The sequence below is a fragment of the Paenibacillus sp. FSL L8-0644 genome (assembly GCF_038008165.1).
GTDB lineage: Bacteria > Bacillota > Bacilli > Paenibacillales > Paenibacillaceae > Paenibacillus > Paenibacillus polymyxa_D.
In genome coordinates this window covers 3468595-3486161 of sequence record NZ_JBBOYN010000001.1, presented here as the reverse complement: position 1 = coordinate 3486161, position 17567 = coordinate 3468595, and the positions used below count along the sequence as shown (strand labels likewise).

At 44.2% G+C, this 17567-nt stretch carries 14 protein-coding genes and 1 tRNA gene; 12 read left to right on the top strand and 3 right to left on the bottom strand.

Features of this window, described 5'->3' with window-relative positions; genetic code table 11:
• Nucleotide 1 precedes the first annotated feature (1 nt).
• The 6 genes from carB to NSS94_RS15780 all read left to right on the top strand — a co-directional run bounded on the left by carB (nucleotide 2) and on the right by NSS94_RS15780 (nucleotide 5990).
• On the top strand, nucleotides 2-3217 hold the full coding sequence (gene carB, locus NSS94_RS15805) for a carbamoyl-phosphate synthase large subunit (protein WP_341039632.1): 3216 nt from the start codon (nucleotides 2-4) through the stop codon (nucleotides 3215-3217).
• A 67-nt stretch (nucleotides 3218-3284) separates the two neighbouring features.
• Entirely contained in the window at nucleotides 3285-4079 is a 795-nt protein-coding gene (gene pyrF / locus NSS94_RS15800) for an orotidine-5'-phosphate decarboxylase (protein WP_080658631.1), read from the top strand.
• On the top strand, nucleotides 4076-4717 hold the full coding sequence (pyrE, locus tag NSS94_RS15795; protein WP_013311063.1) for an orotate phosphoribosyltransferase: 642 nt from the start codon (nucleotides 4076-4078) through the stop codon (nucleotides 4715-4717). The genes pyrF and pyrE overlap by 4 nt, the downstream gene beginning before the upstream one ends.
• Before the next feature lie 147 nt (nucleotides 4718-4864).
• Nucleotides 4865-5029 carry a hypothetical protein gene (locus NSS94_RS15790; RefSeq protein ID WP_014282411.1) on the top strand — a complete coding sequence of 55 codons (165 nt, stop codon included), beginning with the start codon at nucleotides 4865-4867 and terminating at the stop codon, nucleotides 5027-5029.
• A 124-nt stretch (nucleotides 5030-5153) separates the two neighbouring features.
• Nucleotides 5154-5227 (top strand) — tRNA-Ile (locus NSS94_RS15785).
• A 196-nt stretch (nucleotides 5228-5423) separates the two neighbouring features.
• Nucleotides 5424-5990 (top strand): GNAT family N-acetyltransferase, encoded by a 567-nt coding sequence (locus NSS94_RS15780; protein ID WP_341039631.1) that lies wholly within the window; start codon nucleotides 5424-5426, stop codon nucleotides 5988-5990.
• A gap of 255 nt (nucleotides 5991-6245) precedes the next feature.
• Here the strand turns inward: NSS94_RS15780 and NSS94_RS15775 are convergent, their stop codons facing one another.
• Both NSS94_RS15775 and NSS94_RS15770 read right to left on the bottom strand, forming a co-directional pair.
• Entirely contained in the window at nucleotides 6246-6578 is a 333-nt protein-coding gene (locus NSS94_RS15775; protein ID WP_069010293.1) for a hypothetical protein, read from the bottom strand.
• A gap of 291 nt (nucleotides 6579-6869) precedes the next feature.
• Nucleotides 6870-8366, bottom strand: a complete 1497-nt coding sequence (locus NSS94_RS15770) for a GDSL-type esterase/lipase family protein (RefSeq protein WP_341039630.1) — start codon at nucleotides 8364-8366, stop codon at nucleotides 6870-6872.
• A gap of 168 nt (nucleotides 8367-8534) precedes the next feature.
• On the opposite strand from NSS94_RS15770, the gene NSS94_RS15765 reads away from it, so the two are divergent.
• Nucleotides 8535-10796 carry a helix-turn-helix domain-containing protein gene (locus NSS94_RS15765; RefSeq protein WP_341039629.1) on the top strand — a complete coding sequence of 754 codons (2262 nt, stop codon included), beginning with the start codon at nucleotides 8535-8537 and terminating at the stop codon, nucleotides 10794-10796.
• Here NSS94_RS15765 and NSS94_RS15760 read toward each other — a convergent pair.
• Nucleotides 10793-11692, bottom strand: coding sequence for a carbohydrate ABC transporter permease (locus NSS94_RS15760; protein ID WP_341039628.1), 900 nt, complete (start codon nucleotides 11690-11692; stop codon nucleotides 10793-10795). The two genes, NSS94_RS15765 and NSS94_RS15760, sit on opposite strands and share 4 nt — an antisense overlap.
• 268 nt (nucleotides 11693-11960) lie before the next feature.
• Between NSS94_RS15760 and NSS94_RS15755 the strand changes: the two genes are divergently transcribed.
• The 5 genes from NSS94_RS15755 (at nucleotide 11961) to NSS94_RS15735 (ending at nucleotide 17555) form a co-directional block, all read left to right on the top strand.
• Nucleotides 11961-12920 (top strand): ABC transporter permease, encoded by a 960-nt coding sequence (locus NSS94_RS15755; protein WP_023989418.1) that lies wholly within the window; start codon nucleotides 11961-11963, stop codon nucleotides 12918-12920.
• Between the two features lie 21 nt (nucleotides 12921-12941).
• Nucleotides 12942-13565 carry a YesL family protein gene (locus NSS94_RS15750; protein WP_340885891.1) on the top strand — a complete coding sequence of 208 codons (624 nt, stop codon included), beginning with the start codon at nucleotides 12942-12944 and terminating at the stop codon, nucleotides 13563-13565.
• A 28-nt stretch (nucleotides 13566-13593) separates the two neighbouring features.
• The gene (locus tag NSS94_RS15745; RefSeq protein WP_340885889.1) at nucleotides 13594-15114 is read left to right on the top strand and encodes an extracellular solute-binding protein; all 1521 of its coding nucleotides are present in this window, start codon (nucleotides 13594-13596) and stop codon (nucleotides 15112-15114) included.
• A gap of 171 nt (nucleotides 15115-15285) precedes the next feature.
• The gene (locus tag NSS94_RS15740; protein ID WP_069010296.1) at nucleotides 15286-16647 is read left to right on the top strand and encodes a glycoside hydrolase family 28 protein; all 1362 of its coding nucleotides are present in this window, start codon (nucleotides 15286-15288) and stop codon (nucleotides 16645-16647) included.
• A gap of 23 nt (nucleotides 16648-16670) precedes the next feature.
• Nucleotides 16671-17555 (top strand): dienelactone hydrolase family protein, encoded by an 885-nt coding sequence (locus tag NSS94_RS15735; protein ID WP_029517724.1) that lies wholly within the window; start codon nucleotides 16671-16673, stop codon nucleotides 17553-17555.
• Nucleotides 17556-17567 lie beyond the last annotated feature (12 nt).

Genomic DNA, 17567 nt, shown 5'->3' with positions numbered 1-17567 from the left:
TATGCCGAAAAATACAGAACTTAAAAAAATACTCGTGATCGGTTCCGGTCCTATCGTCATTGGTCAGGCAGCAGAATTTGATTACGCTGGTACACAAGCTTGCCAAGCGCTCAAAGAAGAAGGCGTCGAGGTAGTACTGATCAACAGTAATCCGGCAACCATCATGACAGACACCAACATGGCAGACAAAGTATACATCGAGCCGATTACACTTGATTTTGTAACACAGATTATCCGTCAAGAGCGTCCAGATGGTCTGCTTCCTACGCTGGGAGGACAGACAGGTCTGAATATGGCAGTGGAACTGGCTCGCGCCGGAGTGCTGGAGCGTGAAAACGTTAAGCTACTGGGAACTCAACTGAATTCGATAGAAAAAGCCGAAGATCGTGATCTGTTCCGTGATTTGATGCGCGAGTTGGAACAACCTGTACCAGAGAGTGTCATTGTAACAACCTTGGAAGAATCTTTAGAATTTGCTAACGAAATCGGTTATCCAATTATCGTTCGCCCGGCTTATACGCTAGGGGGAACAGGTGGCGGTATCTGCTCCACAGAAGAAGAACTGCGTGAAACCGTCAGCTCTGGCTTGAGATACAGTCCAATCGGACAATGTTTGGTGGAAAAAAGTATTGCAGGCATGAAGGAAGTCGAGTATGAGGTCATGCGTGACGGCAATGATAACTGCATCGTTGTCTGTAATATGGAGAACTTTGATCCAGTCGGCGTGCATACTGGCGACAGTATCGTCGTAGCTCCGAGTCAGACGCTGTCAGATCGCGAATACCAGATGCTGCGCTCTGCTTCTCTGAAAATTATCCGCGCCCTCAATATCGAAGGCGGTTGTAATGTACAGTTTGCGCTTGATCCGCACAGTTATCAATACTATGTCATTGAAGTAAACCCACGCGTAAGCCGCTCCTCGGCACTGGCCTCCAAGGCAACCGGATATCCGATTGCTAAAATGGCTGCTAAAATTGCACTCGGCTACACGTTGGATGAAATTGTGAATCCGGTAACGGGACAAACGTATGCTTGCTTTGAGCCAACACTGGATTACATCGTGAGCAAAATACCACGCTGGCCATTTGACAAATTCATTTCTGCCAACCGCAAGCTGGGCACGCAAATGAAAGCAACGGGTGAAGTCATGGCCATCGGACGCACATTCGAAGAGTCCATCCAGAAAGCGGTACGGTCTTTGGAAATCGGTGTACACCGTCTGCATCTTAAGGGAGCCGATCAGCTGTCTGATGACGTGCTCAAGGATCGCTTGATTAAAGCAGATGATGAGCGTTTGTTCTTGGTAGCCGAGGCGTTCCGTCGCGGCTGGCAGCAGCAGGAGATTCAAGATTTGACAAAAATTGACTGGTGGTTCCTCGATAAGGTAGAGGGAATCGTCAAGTTCGAAACCATCATCGCTGGAGAGTCCAAGCTGACCTACGAAACACTCTACCAGGCTAAACGTAAAGGTTTTACCGACCGCTCTATCGCTGAGATTCGCAGTATGGGCCAAAACGACAGTATGACAACCGAGCGTGAGGTACGTGAATTCCGTCTAGCTCAAAACCTGCGTCCGGTCTACAAAATGGTAGATACGTGCGCAGCCGAGTTTGAAGCCACAACTCCGTACTACTACTCCTCTTACGAGGTGGAAAATGAAGTGATTCCATCTAGCAAAGAGAAAGTTATCGTACTCGGTTCCGGACCGATTCGGATCGGGCAAGGGATTGAATTTGATTACTCCACCGTACATGCGGTATGGGCTATTCAAAAAGCGGGCTACGAAGCAGTGATTATCAATAACAACCCGGAGACGGTATCTACGGACTTTAACACATCCGACCGCCTCTACTTTGAACCGCTCTTCTTCGAAGATGTAATGAATGTTATCGAGCAGGAAAAACCGATTGGGGTTATCGTCCAGTTCGGGGGTCAAACGGCCATTAATCTCGCATCTCCACTGAGTGCGGCAGGCGTGAATATTTTGGGTACGAGTCTGGAAAGTATCGATGAAGCGGAAGACCGGAAGAAGTTTGAGCAACTTTTGTCTCGTCTGGCTATCGCACAGCCTAAAGGCAACACGGTCACATCAGTTGATGAAGCAGTAGGAACCGCACAGGCGCTGGGCTATCCGGTTCTGGTACGTCCATCCTACGTTCTGGGCGGACGCGCTATGGAAATCGTGTACTCAGATACGGAATTGCTGCGGTACATGGAAGAAGCGGTTAAAATCAATCCAGAGCACCCGGTGCTCATCGACCGTTATATGTTGGGTAAAGAAGTTGAGGTTGACGCCATCTGCGACGGCGAGACAGTATTGGTACCAGGCATTATGGAGCATGTAGAACGGGCCGGGGTTCACTCAGGTGACTCTATCGCGGTGTATCCACCACAGCACTTGTCTGCCGAGTTGAAACAAAAAATTGTGGAAATTACAATCAGCATCGCTAAGGAATTGAAAACGATCGGTCTGGTAAATATCCAGTTTGTTATTCATCAAGACGAGGTGTACGTGATCGAGGTTAATCCTCGCTCCTCGCGGACAGTTCCTTTCTTGAGTAAAGTAACAAATATCCCAATGGCGAATCTGGCTACACAGGCTATTTTGGGCGGTAAGCTTAAAGATGCAGGTTATTCAGAAGGCCTATGGCCTGAAAGTAATTATGTCTCGGTTAAGGTTCCGGTATTCTCCTTTGCCAAACTGCGTCGTGTAGAGCCGACGCTGGGCCCGGAAATGAAATCGACAGGTGAAGTTATGGGACGTGATATTCAGTATGCCAAAGCACTGTACAAAGGACTTGTGGGAGCTGGTATGAAAATTCCATCCACTGGGGCGATCATCATTACAGTGGCAGATAAGGACAAAGAAGAAGCTGTCGAGTTGATGCAGGGCTTTTACAGACTGGGTTATAAAATTATTGCAACAGGTGGAACGGCGGCTGCTATGAAGCAGGCCAATATTCCAGTGAACACGATCAACAAACTGAGCGAAGGTAATCCGAACATCCTGGATATGATTCGCACGGGTGAAGCCAACTTTGTCTTCAATACGTTGACCAAAGGCAAAACGCCAGAGCGTGATGGATTCCGTATCCGCCGCGAAGCAGTTGAGAATGGCATTGTCTGCATGACCTCACTGGATACAGTACGCGCTTTGCTAAGAATGCTGGAAACGATCAATTTCACATCCGAATCCATGCCGGTCCTGAGCAAATAATGCGTTACGAATAGATGTGAGGAAATAAGTAGCACAGGGAAGGACATTCATCAGCTTCGGCTGACGGATGTCCTTTATCACGGGCAAATGCACCCGAATTGACGTAAAAAGGGGATGGAGAACGGTGAATGGAGCATTTCAGCAGATGGCAGGACGGCTGATGGTTGCGTTAGATTATCCCAATGCACAACAGGCTGAGCAGTTAATTCGGCAGCTAGAAGGGATTCCTTGTTATATAAAAGTAGGTATGCAACTGTTTTATAGTGCAGGGCCAGCTTTTGTAGAACAACTAAAGTCCAGAGGATACTCCGTATTTCTGGATTTGAAAATGCATGATATCCCTAACACGGTGCGGGGAGGGGCAGAGAGCATTACCCGCTTAGGTGTAGATATGTTCAACGTACATGCTGCTGGGGGCGTTAATATGATGTCAGCCGCTAAAGCTGGTGCAGAAGCAGCTATTTCCGCAGACAGCTCGCTTTCCATGCCGCTCATTATTGCAGTCACACAGCTGACCAGCACGGATCAGACGACCATGAATAAGGAATTAGGTATTCCTGGTACGGTACAGGATGCAGTGGTTCGTTACGCACAACTGACCCGTGAGGCGGGACTGGATGGTGTGGTAGCTTCACCTTTGGAAGTACCTGCCATTCGTGCTGTATGTGGATCAGACTTTAAGACGATAACTCCTGGCATACGCCCGGCAGGTAGTGCTACAGGCGATCAGTCGCGTGTGCTTACACCTGGCCAAGCCATTGCACAAGGCAGCAGCTACATTGTCGTTGGACGTCCTATCACCGCAGCAGCAGACCCACGCGCCGCAGCGGAACACATTATTGAGGAGATGATACAAGTATGACCACATTCAATAGTATACCTGAGCAAATTGCATCCCATCTGTTACGTATTCAGGCGGTGGCATTGCGCCCACAACAGCCTTTTACATGGACATCCGGCATTAAATCGCCAATTTACTGTGACAATCGCCTGACCATGTCCTACCCGGAGGTGCGCGAGCTGATCGCAGACTCATTTGCTGCCCTTATTCGTGAGCAATACCCCGAAACTGAAGTCATTGCAGGGACAGCTACAGCAGGGATTCCTCATGCAGCCTGGGTGGCGCAAAAGCTAAATCTGCCAATGGCCTATGTAAGGGACAAAGCCAAAGGACATGGGAAAGAAAACCAAATCGAAGGCCGTATTAGTGCAGGTCAGAAGGTTATGGTTATCGAGGATCTTATTTCTACAGGAGGCAGCTCCATTAAAGCAGCACAGGCCGTAGCACAAGCAGGCGCTCAGCCATTAGCGGTACTGGCCATTTTCAGCTACCAGCTAGACAAAGCGACTCAAGCCTTTGAAGAAGCGGGTGTGGAGCTGCAAAGCTTGTCCAATTATACAGCCCTGATGAACGTTGCCTTGCGTGAAGGAACCATTCAGGAAGAAGAGATGGAACTGCTGCGTTCCTGGCGCCAGGACCCCGCTTCCTTTGGTAAATAAGATGAGCTATAGAGGCCAATAGGTCTAATGATTAGAGCGATTCGTACTCTTTGCTAACCATTGTAGATTGTTATGGCCCAGGCCGTGTAAATCGAATTCGATCCGGTTACACTAACTCCTACCATCATGTGAAAAGAGGGAGCTCGGATGTATTGGATTTACTATGGCAGACTGTACACGACTAAATTTCAGGCAGGATGTCTGGCAAAAAGGTTGGAGCACGACGGCTGGATGTATGGCTACAATGATCCCCGCGCAGTGGAGGTGTACCGCTCGCGCAAAGGTCGTTATGGTGTCCGATTTATTCCGTAAGTCCACAAAAATAATTTTTAAAAAGAAAATTTTCGAAAGACTATTGACGAAACACAAGAAAATGTTGTATATTAATTAACGTTGCTGTTATGAATATGTGACGTGAATATACATGTTTTTTTGAGGGCCCTTAGCTCAGTTGGTTAGAGCGGTCGGCTCATAACCGATTGGTCGGGGGTTCGAGTCCCTCAGGGCCCATTTCCTCAAAAACCCTTGCGTAGCAAGGGTTTTTTTGTTTTTCCTAGAGGGAAAAGGAAATTTTGAACTGCCCACGGTATTCATTGAGACAGACCTTGTTTCGGATAAGGCTCGTACTCCACCGCTGGTTCATCGAGGATGCTTTTTTATGATGTTAAATTGAATTTGCCAAAGCCTCTTTATTAAGCTAGTGCTAATGCGGGTTCAAGGATGGAGTGGTATTTTGAAAATAGATCAAGTTTTTGAACATGACATAAGTGAAGAGTTAGCAGCCAGTATACAAACATTATTAATCGACAGTTTTTCAGAAATCTACCCTAAGGATAGAATTTATTTCAAGCAACTTCCTCATTTTAGATTTCTAGCTTTTAACCATGAATATCAACTTATAGGTCATGTTGGATTAGATTATAGGATAATGAATCTAAACGGAGAATCCATAAGAGTACTGGGTTTAATTGATTTGTGTGTTTCAAAAAATGTTCGATCACAGGGAATAGCTTCAGCGCTGCTTTTAGAAATTGAAAAATTATCCGTTACAGGAAATATTGATTTTATACTTTTATGTGCAGATAATATGAACTTGTATTTAAGAAATGGATATAAGCCTGTAAAGAACAAAATTAAATGGTTAAAAATTGATAATGAAAAAATGATTACAAATGGAATAGGCTTTGAGGAAATTGATGGAATAATGATTAAAAAAGTAGGAAAGATCGATTGGAGCGAGGGGGACTTGGATTTTTTTGGGTATCTTTATTGATCTCACGAAAGTTTAGAAAAGAGGACGTTCGAGCAGTTTTGAGGATCATTTAAATAAAACTTCTCAAGAGGTCGTTAAATAGAGTTCAATGAAAATTAATATAGAGTTCTACTGATAAAATAGCAGTATGAGTTCTACTCGCCCCATAAAGAAGCACTGTCCCAATAAACGGACAGTGCTTAAAAAACTCGCTATCAAATCACCATTTTGATAATGATCGTTGACTCCGTACTCCCAGGAACGCTTATTCCAACCTTAGTTTACCTTGACGGTATACACCATTCTCAATTTACCGTTACCGCCGTAAATTTCTACTCTTGCGCTCGTTGCAGTGGTGGTTGTTACCACGCCGGAAGAGGAGACTGTGACATTTCCGCTCGCCACTTTATAAGTATCGCCCGGGTAATTTGACAGCGCATAGGAATAATTTCGTGGCAATGTAGCCGTTCTGTAATATACTCCGTTAACTTCTACAACAGGCGTAATTACTGGCGAAGGACCTACTGCTGCGGACGCACTAGGGACGATGATACTACCAATTAGCCCCAAAGACATTGCTGTTGTTAATAAGATTTTCTTAGTATTCATAAAAAATTCCTCCTGATGTATGATATGAGCTCCTAAAATATACCATGTAAAATTATTGATTTCGCTTTATTCGACAAATGTTGTCAAAATAATACAAAAAACGATTCTAAAGTCCTATAAGATACAAAATAATTAAAATATAACAATTAAAGAAATTCATTTTATTGTACTGTATTTTTGAACTATTCTCCTGGCTGTATAGTCTTTGATCCACACGGAATAAAAAACGGACGTCAGAGTGATTAGCTCCAAGCCCGTTTTTCGTATTTGTATTCTTTCTAGTTCTTGATATCAGTTGACAAGTTGATGTGCAAGTCTCTCATCGCTGTCTAGATTCCTTTCTACCATACGCTGTTTTAATGCAGACAGTTCCGCACACTGACGAATGGCTTCCGCTATAAGCTGGGCGACCTGTTTGGCTCCTTTGTCAGAAAAATGGGTATTATCCGTTATACCAGCGGGGTAATTAGGGTGCGCTTTTTCAGGCAAATACATAAATAGCTGCTGGGACTCTTTTTCACCCATGGAACGATAAAGCTGCTGAGAAGCTTCAAAAATATCGAGCAGGGGTGTTTTGGTTTCCGCGGCTACTTGTCTCATGGCAGCGGGATAGGCTCCTACAGCCAGCGGATCAGGTTCACCGTTTGCGGTGAATCGGCGGCGGCTTACAGAGGTCAATAGCACTGGAATTCCACCACGCTCTCTAGCGGACTGAATGTAATGAATTAAGTTTTGACGATAATCTCCATCAGGATCGGTATAGCGAGTGGGGTCTTCTTTTTTCTCATCGTTGTGTCCAAATTGAATAAACAGATAGTCTCCAGCTAGAATATCTTTTTCAATATCAGCTAATCGGCCTTCTGCTATAAAAGATTTGGTGCTTCGCCCATTGACAGCACGATTGTCCACATGAACAGACGGTGCCAAATAGCTTTGCAAGTATTCACCCCAGCCTGTCATCGGTTTTTCGGTAGCCCCTTTTTGAGCTGCAGTGGAGTCCCCGGCGATAAACAGTCGAGTTGTCATCTGTTGTCTCGCCCGAGCATATCCATGTTTTTGAAGCCAAGTTTCCGCCAGATTGAGCCATTGATGGCATTCATGGTTGTCTTCTGACAGTCCCAAGCCGTGTCGTCCTTCCTCAAATACATGCAGTTCAAACGGAATACGTTCCCTGGATAATGAAAAAGCGAACAACAGACTATTTTCTACCGGTACAGCGCCATCATTGGCTGTAGTCCACATCAAAGTTGGAGGTGTCTTTGAAGTCACTTGCCGATCGGATGAAAAGGCTTGAAGCTGTTCCAGCGTCGGCTGTTCCCCTAAAAAATGCGTACGGCTTCCGATATGTGTATAAGGCTCATAAAATGAAATTACAGGGTATCCCAACAACAGAAGATCTGGCTTTACCGTCCCTATAGTGGAGACAATGGAGGCCAAGTGACCGCCTGCTGAAAAACCGATGAGCCCCACTTGGTCAGGGATGACCAGCCAGTCATGCGATGTTTGGCGAATCCATTGCAGAGCATGTTCTACATCCTCCAACAAGGAAGTAATCTCGAAATCACCGACTTGATACTCCAGCACACCCGCATGAATACCTAGATCGTTTAACCACCGAGCTATAGGCTCTCCTTCATGTGAGGCCAAATGCTCGTAACCACCGCCAGGTAATACCAATATAAAAGGACGAGCTTCACCAACTGCTAGGGGATAGAGGGAGAGAAAGGAAGTTTCTGACGGAAATTCTTCTTTTACAATCGGTTCTTTAGGACTAACAACATGTAACATAAGTAATTCCTCCAAATTTCTTTTTAACTGCCGCCAACCAAACAAAATCGACTTAAATTGGAATGATACGGATGTAAAAAATAATGCACACGTGAAAAAAATGATTTAAACCTTGTTATGAAAGCGCTATAATTTTGATGTGATGCAAAGAGCCAGAGGGGGAGCGCAATGAAAAAAGGAAGAATGTTCTACACCATTTTTATTACGATTCTGGTTTTAGGAATAGGATTTGTGGCCAGTTTTGGAAGCTACATCTATTTTACAACAATTAGCTCCGTTGTGGAGAGGGTTTCCAATACCAAGCAAAGCTATATGGCACAGATCAGAAATAGCCTGGAGCAGAAAATTCAAACGATTGAATATGCTTTTAATACGTATAGCACGACCAGTTCCTTTAATGATGTTGTGAAAAATCCCATTACAGAAAAAGATTTTATAGCGTATCGGAATGTGAATACTCAGCTCAATTATATTGCTACAATGGGATTAGAGGGAACGGAATATTCACTCATCAGTCTGGATCAGAATTGGAGAATCTCCAATGGAAGCCTGTCTTATTTGACGAAAGAAGAAAGGGAGAAGCTGGTTAATACCTATATCGACCATCAGAATCAGGGACTATTCTGGGTTAAAACAGATAAAGGGATTCGTTTTGTTAATACCTTGCCTGTATTCTCTAAGAAGAAGCAAGCCATTGCTCTGTCGGATATTTCGCTGCAAACATTAAATCATACGATTCAAACCGAGGATCATATGGCTGTTTTTATCTTGAATAATCAAGGCGATTTAATGTATGAAACCCAGCCTGCCGAACAATTATTGTCCACCCAGCAGCTCCAGCATATTTCAGAAGCCACAGTGAAGCCGAGCAACACAGGTATGCTAACTTTGGAGAAAACGGATCAGCAGCCTGCACGACAAGTCATTTACGCCAAATCTGCCTATAACAATTGGACTTACTTAACAGTATTAGATAAAAAAGAAATTGCGGATGCCTTTCAAACGACCAAATTTGGGATCATCATGATGGGACTTGTATTAACGCTCTTAATGGTGGTAGTGGCGTACTTCATTGCCATTTACTTTACAAAGCCATTTCAGCAAATAAAACGAAGCTTGCCTAAAAATCCTAATTTCGCTTTCAAAAATGAACCTTCTAAAAATGAAATTGAATGGATTATTAATTCCATCGATAACATTGTAACCGAGAAGGAAAGCTTGGAAAGTCTCATTCAGTCCGAAATGCCACAGTTGGAAACCCAATTGATTCTCAACCTGTTCCGCAAACGTATTTCTGCAGAGGAATTGGCACGAAAAATGCCACGCTTGGGTTATCCGCAGATCGAGAATCAAATGTATATTACCTTGTTAGTCCAACTGGATAATCTGGGAGATCGAGATCCCTCGGATAAAGATGTTTTGCTGCTGGCTATTAACAAAATCGTAGAAGAAACGATTCCAGAGCAGCAGCGAATGCTTCCCATCATTTTGAACGATAACACTCAGGCCACCATATTAATTTTGACAGGGTTGAGCGAACAGGAAATGAGAAAGCAAGTCTTGGATGATGCGACCCTTTTGGTTCGAAACGTAAAAGAGTATTTAAATGTTTCCATCAGCATCGGCATTAGTACGGCGTATGATAACTTATTAGAAAGTAAAGAAGCCTGTGAGATGAGCAAGCAAGCTTTGCATCACCGTTTAAATTTAGGCAAAGAGTCGATTATTTTTTATGAAGATATTTCCATGGTCATTTCAGGTCCGGTGCTGCTCCATTATCCTACGGAATTGGAATCAAAACTATTTGATGCCATCCGAATAGGGGACGAAGAGCAGGTATATCATACCGTGCACTCATTATTAGAGGAAATGATGATAAAAAACAATCATTCCATGAACTTTGAGGTGCTGTTGGTACGGTTTGTGAATAACCTCATCCAATTGGAGCAGCTATTAGGGATTGAAGTGCTGCTGACGCAAGACAATCATGCCTTGTATCATCGTTTGCTGGACATCCGTAATCCGGAAGAGATAGAACGTATGCTGATAGAGCAAGTTATTTTCCCCATGGTAAAAAGCATGAAGGAGAAGACCAACCAGCAATTCCGCTGTCTCTCGGAGAAAATTGCTGCTATTATCCGTGCTGAATATGACCAGGAATTATCATTAGAACTCATTGGAGACCGACTTCATTACAATCCGAATTATTTAAGCAGTATTTTCAAAAAAGAATACGGAACGACGTTTAGTGAATATCTGATGGGCTACCGGCTGCAAATGGGTAAGAAGTGGCTCGTTGAGACAGATATGACGATTAAAGAAATCGCCGAGCGACTGCAATATCATAATTCGCAAAACTTTATCCGCTCTTTTCGGAAAAAGGAACAAGTTACACCGGGAGCTTACCGAAAGATGAAGCAAGCCAATTAACCTTTAACCGCTCCTAACAAAGCTCCTTTGACAAAGTGCTTTTGCACAAATGGATACACGATTAACATCGGAACGGTCGCAATGACAATGACCGCCATCTTAATCGTCTGCGCAGGCGGAATGACATCTACAGCAGTTCCTTCTGCCTGCATACCACTGGAAACGATTACAATTTGACGTAGCAAGACTTGAATCGGCCATTTGGCAGAATCATTGATATAGAGAATGGCGTGCATATACGTATTCCAGTAGGCAACAGCGTAGAATAGAGAGATGGTTGCAATAGAAGGCAGGGCTAATGGCAACATAATTTTAAAGAAGATACCAAAATCGTTGCACCCGTCCATCTTGGCTGATTCCTCCAGATCATCTGGCAGCGCCTGAAAGAAGTTACGCATGATAATCAGGTTAAACGCATTAATGGCCACAGGAAGAATCAAGGACCAATACGAATTGATAAGCCCCATGCTTTTTACAACCAGGAATGTTGGAATCATCCCCCCACTAAACAACATAGAAAACACGACAATGAAGTTAATCGTATTGCGGCCGAGTAGATATCTTCGGGATAATCCATAAGCCATAAAAGCAGTAAATATCATACTTACAACTGTACCGACGATCGTTACGCCGACCGAAACCCCGAGACCTCTAAAAATGGTGGGAGTCGACAGAATATAGCGGTAGGCATCCAAGGAAAAAGTAACTGGGAATAAAATGAACTTCTTGGCTATCACTTCTTTGGTTGAGGCAAAAGAGCTGGCGATGATATTCAAAAAAGGTAAGAGACAAGTGAGGGCAATGAGAATCAATAGTGTACTGTTTACAATGTTGAAGATACGGCTGCCCAGCGATTCTTTTTTTCGTAATTTTTGTTTTCGTAATGGCTGTGTCAATGTGGTTGACCTCCTCGTAATCGTTTACATGGCAACCTTATCAAGAGGAAAGAATTCCGTATATAATCAAATCTTGAGGTGTTCCCTAAGCCTGGAAAAAGGCGAATGATCATTAGGTTGTGTAGTAATCATTAGCTAAGGTGAAAGGTTGAAAAGTAGGCTGCACACCCAATTTTGTAAACGCTATCATTTGGTGATTATATGCGGAATGCTGAAAATCGCATACTCTTGAAAACGTATACAGGAACGTTTGAAGGAGGTCGAACTAATGAAAGTTTCAAGTGTCCCCGCACCAAACATGAAAATGAAAAAGAACAAAAGAACGACGGAAAGCCTTTTACGAATGCAGAAACACAAGCTGCTCTATCTAATGGTTTTACCCGGACTGGTATACTTCATTATTTTTAAGTACTTTCCTATGGGGGGATTGGTGATTGCATTTCAGGATTATCAAGCTTTTCAGGGAATCACAGGCAGTCCATGGGTAGGCATGAAGCATTTTATTCGTTTGTTTACCGAGCCTACGTTTTTTATGCTGCTTCGCAATACGCTGGTTTTGTTTGCATTGAACATTGTAATCTTTTTTCCATTGCCCATCATTTTGGCGCTTATGCTGAACGAAGTCAGGAAGATGTTCTTTAAGAACATTATCCAAACCATTATCTACATCCCGCACTTTATGTCATGGGTTATCATTGTTTCGATTTCTTATGTATTCCTAACCGTAGACGGTGGGGTGCTGAATGAAATGATTGCCGCGCTAGGTGGTGAGAAGATCAGTTTCTTAACTTCTCCGCAATGGCTGCGAACAGTCTACATCGGGCAAGTGATTTGGAAGGAACTGGGCTGGTCTACCATCATTTATCTATCTGCGATTACAGTGGTAGATACGCAATTGTATGAGGCAGCAGAGATGGACGGAGCTGGACGCCTGAGAAAGACATGGCACGTTACCTTGCCTGCGATCCGCCCAGTCATTATTACATTGTTAATTTTGAAGATCGGTAGCACGTTGGATTTGGGCTTTGAGCATATGTATCTGCTATTGAACTCCTTAAACCGCGAAGTTGCCGAAATCTTTGACACTTACATTTATACTGCGGGCTTAAAGAATGGACAATTAAGTTTTAGTACAACGGTAGGGCTTTTTAAAGGTGTGGTAGGTTTAATCCTGATTATGGGCTCCAATCGACTGGCCAAGAAATTTGGTGAAGACGGCGTTTACTAATGACGACGGGAAGGATGCAAAATGGTGCGGTTTGTAGAAAACATGAACAAATGGTGCATGCGCCTGCTACGCCTGGTCTACCTTAATTTGCTTTGGACGGTTGCGACGATTCTGGGCTTGGGTTTTATAGGCGTTGGACCTGCAACCGTTGCTATGCTTAGTATTTTAAGACAGTGGATTCGGGGCAATGAGGAAGTCGCTATTTTCGCGACGTTTGTACGTTACTTTAGAGAAAGCTTTAAAGAAGCAGCAATCATTGGCGGGCTTTACAGCCTTGTGGGTTACGTGCTCTACGTGGATATCGTCAACGTCTCGTCCTGGTATGTTCGTGTGGTGACGCTTATTGGAGCCTTTTTGTATCTTATCTCTTTGGCCTATATTTTCCCGCTGCTGGCTCACTATGATTGGAGAGGCATCAGACTGAAGGTCAAGATGTCGATCGTGATTGGATTTTCGTATTTACAATACACGCTTGTTCTTTTTGTAGCCATTGTCGTGCTATTTGTATTGATTCTAGGCTTGTACCCAGGAATTCTAACTTTTGCCGGAGCAAGTATTATGGGCTATCTTGTGATGTGGATGACGCATCAGGTATTCAGCAAAATAGAGCGAGAGGTTCTGGTGAAAGAGGAAGATATGGCATGAATATACAAACAGAAAAGGAGCAAACACGATGAAAAAGGGAATCACGACGAAAAGGGGAGTATCAGGCCTTCTTGCTGTACTAATGGTCATGAGTATTTTTTTAGCAGCTTGTGGTGATAAGGGGGGAGAGGATCAAAGCGGCCAAACCTATGATCCGAAATCCAAACTGGAATTTACCTGGTTAAACGTATTGCATACAGCTTCTCCGCCTACAGAAACGATCAAAAGCAAAATTGAAGAATACACCAATTCTAAAATCACGTTCAACTGGGTGCCGGATGCTTCCAAAGAAGAGAGAATTACCACCGCACTGGCTTCTGGTGAACTGGCTGATATGGTGACGCTGACGATGATGACTAACTCTTCAGTGCGTAGTTCATTGAAATCAGGACTATTCTGGGATGTAGGGAAGTATTTGGATGATTATGAAAATTTGAAGAAGATCCCGCCTGAAGTGCGAGAAGCCGCATCCATTGAAGGGGTACTGTATGGCGTTCCGTTCCAGAAGAATCTGGCGCGGGCGGGTCTGGTCATTCGTCAGGATTGGCTGGATCGCTTAGGATTGAAGGTGCCGACGACATTGGATGAGTTGTATGAAGTTGCGAGAGCGTTTACAGAAGATGATCCGGATGGGAATGGAAAAAAGGATACGACTGGATTTGTAGACAGATCGGATCTACGCTACAGCAGCTTCAAAACTTTAAGTTCCTACTTTGGCACACCTAATGGCTGGAAAGTAGATGAAAGCGGAAAGTTTACGCCGGAATTTGATACTCCCCAATATTTGGAGACCTTAAAGTATTCGAATAAGTTATACAAAAACGGATATCTCTCTAAAGACTTTGCTGTAACCGCTAAAACGGACCAGCAGCAACAATTTGCACAAGGTAAAGCAGGTATTTATACAGGCATGATCGATATCTCTAACCTCAGAACCTTGTCCCAAGGCCTGCAAAAGGGGCTGAAGCTGGTACCAGTTAACAAGATTTCGAATGGAGATGGCAAATACCACGTATGGTCTGAGGGAAGCGGGGTAGGAGGTTTGCTGGCATTTCCGAAATCCGAAGTAAAAACAGAAGCTGAGTTGAAGAGACTGCTGCAATTTGTAGATGATTTAATTGACAAAGATGTATATATGTATATGACCGGTGGTATTGAAGGCACTCATTATAAAATCGAAAAAGATGGAGCCTTCAAAATTACGAATACAGATTTGTGGCAAGCAGATGTTCAGCCATTTTCAAGCTCCAGACCAAGTGAAGTGACTTATAACTTAAAAGATGCCAATCCAGAAAAGGAACTGGCTAATGAATTAGTCCGAGAAAATAATGAATTTGCTGTTCTGGACCCGACCGTGCCACTGGATTCAGTCACCGCTAATGAGCAAGGAACAGAGCTGGAGAAAATCATTACCGACGCCTCCTTCAAATTTATTATGGGTGAGCTTGACGAAGCCGGATTTAAAGCAGCCGTAGAAAACTGGAAAAACTCCGGTGGATCACGGATTACTGCTGAGTATGAGGAAGCGTATAAGAAAACGAAAAAATAAAGATATAGGTTGAGCATGAGTGTACATGAATTGCCACTACGCAGGCGGAAGGTGCTTACCATCGCTGACACTTGTCCAGCACCATTCCGCCTATTCCGTTTTCCAGTGTATTTTCAAGCCCAGTCTATAAATCATTTTCGTATTCACAAAAAAAAGACAGGAGAGAACGAAATGCAATTGTATAACATTGTAGAATATGGAGCAGTTCAGGATGGCACGACGTTGGCTACGGGAGCGATTGCGGCTGCCATTGAAGCGGCCAGCAATGCTGGAGGAGGAACCGTTGTTGTTCCGTCTGGGACGTATCTGACAGGTGCTATCTTTCTGAAAAATAACATTGAACTACATGTAAGTCCTGGCGCAATTCTGTCCTTCAGTACGGATCTGGCTGATTACCCTGTAGTGGAATCCAGATGGGAAGGCGTTCAGCGGGAAGTGCATGCGTCATGCATTTATGGACAGAATCTTGAGAATATTTCAGTTACAGGTAGCGGAACGCTGGATGGAAATGGTCAGCCGTGGTGGGAAAAGCACCGAAATCATCCAGAGGAGTTACAGTATCCGAGACCCAAATTAATCAGCTTTGACCGTTGTCAGCGGGTTACCATTAAAGATGTTATGTTAAAAAATTCCCCCAGTTGGACTGTGAACCCCATCGCTTGCTATAACGTTACGATTGATAATTTGTCCATTCTTAACCCGGCGGACTCCCCCAATACGGATGGCATTAATCCTGAATCCTGTTCCAATGTTCGTATTAGCAACTGCAATATAGATGTGGGCGATGATTGTATTGCGATCAAAGCGGGGACCGAAGATACACAAGAGCGAATTCCATGTGAAAATATTACAATTACCAACTGTACGATGGTGCATGGACATGGCGCAGTTGTACTGGGGAGCGAAATGAGTGGTGATATTCGTAATGTTACGATCAGCAATTGTGTGTTCAAGCAAACAGATCGGGGTATACGTCTGAAATCCAGACGGGGACGTGGCGGAATCATCGAGGATATCCGCGTCAGCAACATTGTGATGGAGGAGGTCATTTGTCCATTTATTCTGAACCTGTATTATTTCTGCGGCCCTCGGGGCAAAGACAAATATGTGTGGGACAAAAATCCCTATCCGATTACCGATGAAACCCCGTGCTTTAGACGAATTCATTTTTCCGATATTACGGCACGACAGGTTCATGCGGCTGCTGGATTCTTATACGGACTAGCAGAACAATATATTGCTGAAATTACATTCTCCAATATTGATATTTCTATGGCTAAAAATGCAATTCCCGGTCGTCCGGCCATGATGACAGGGATCGAAGATATGAATAACCGTGGTTTTTATCTAGGTAACGTGAGGGATATTCGTTTTCAACAGGTGACGATTGAGAATCATCAAGGTCCTGCCTTTTATATTGAGAATGGGGAAGACGTTGAAATCAATCGTTGCCATTCGAAGAATACAGCTGAGCCCGAAAAGCTGATAGAACAAGTAACGATACAACCTTCTGAACAAAATAGGATGAATTAGGAGGACATGAAAGGAGGTACAACGTGGATAAATTACAAGCATTGTTGGGAGACCTTCCGGCAGATCGCCCTATAACGGCAACTCTGTTGAATGAAGAAGAGCGTGAGGGGTACCGACTGGAGTGTCTCCTGCTGGACTTGAACGGGATCGAATCTGTACCCGCTTATGTAGCTACACCCTTGCAAGGGAACGGTCCGTTTCCAATGGTCGTTTTTAACCATTCGCATGGGGGCAACTATACGAATGGACGTAAGGAACTGCTCCATAGCAGCTCTTACTTGCAGCAGCCCTCGTTTGCTACAACCCTGACAGACATGGGGTACTGCGTATGCTGCATTGACATGTGGGGCTTCAATGAACGTGGGGGCAAAACCGAAAGCGAGCTGGTAAAGGAAATGCTCTGGCAGGGCCAAGTGCTGTGGGGCATGATGCTGTATGATAACCGTCGCTTGGTGGATTATATGTGCCAGCGTGAAGACATTGATGCTTCCCGTATCGCAACAATCGGTATGTCGATGGGCGGACTCATGGCATGGTGGATGGCTGCGTTAGATGAACGGATACAGGTTACGGTTGATATTTGTGGACAGGTAGATGCCCATACGCTAATCGCTAAACGGGGATTGGACCATCATGGCTTTTATTCCTATGTCCCCGGCTTGCTGAAGCATTTTACCACCCTTGATATTCAAAAGCGGATCGTACCTCGTCCACGGATGAGTATAACAGGTCAAAATGACCGGATGTGTCCTATTGAAGGAGTCGAGCATTTGGCAAAAGGGTTGCTGGAAGCTTACCAGCAGGCAGGTCACCCAGAGCATTGGCAGCCTGTGATTGCAGGCGGTGGACATATGGAGACGCTGCAAATGCGCACGGCGTGGCAGACATTTTTAGCCAAGCACCTGTAAATCAAATGAAAG

Excerpts from the sequence above, each read along its gene's own strand:
- NSS94_RS15740 (WP_069010296.1), top strand. The coding sequence starts at position 15,286 with ATGCAATTGTATAACATTGTAGAATATGGAGCAGTTCAGGATGGCACG.
- NSS94_RS15745 (WP_340885889.1), top strand. The coding sequence starts at position 13,594 with ATGAAAAAGGGAATCACGACGAAAAGGGGAGTATCAGGCCTTCTTGCT.
- NSS94_RS15790 (WP_014282411.1), top strand. The coding sequence starts at position 4,865 with ATGTATTGGATTTACTATGGCAGACTGTACACGACTAAATTTCAGGCA.
- pyrE (WP_013311063.1), top strand. The coding sequence starts at position 4,076 with ATGACCACATTCAATAGTATACCTGAGCAAATTGCATCCCATCTGTTA.
- NSS94_RS15775 (WP_069010293.1), bottom strand. The coding sequence starts at position 6,578 with ATGAATACTAAGAAAATCTTATTAACAACAGCAATGTCTTTGGGGCTA.
- NSS94_RS15770 (WP_341039630.1), bottom strand. The coding sequence starts at position 8,366 with ATGTTACATGTTGTTAGTCCTAAAGAACCGATTGTAAAAGAAGAATTT.
- NSS94_RS15755 (WP_023989418.1), top strand. The coding sequence starts at position 11,961 with ATGAAAGTTTCAAGTGTCCCCGCACCAAACATGAAAATGAAAAAGAAC.
- NSS94_RS15780 (WP_341039631.1), top strand. The coding sequence starts at position 5,424 with ATGCGGGTTCAAGGATGGAGTGGTATTTTGAAAATAGATCAAGTTTTT.
- carB (WP_341039632.1), top strand. The coding sequence starts at position 2 with ATGCCGAAAAATACAGAACTTAAAAAAATACTCGTGATCGGTTCCGGT.
- pyrF (WP_080658631.1), top strand. The coding sequence starts at position 3,285 with ATGTCCTTTATCACGGGCAAATGCACCCGAATTGACGTAAAAAGGGGA.
- NSS94_RS15765 (WP_341039629.1), top strand. The coding sequence starts at position 8,535 with ATGAAAAAAGGAAGAATGTTCTACACCATTTTTATTACGATTCTGGTT.
- NSS94_RS15750 (WP_340885891.1), top strand. The coding sequence starts at position 12,942 with ATGGTGCGGTTTGTAGAAAACATGAACAAATGGTGCATGCGCCTGCTA.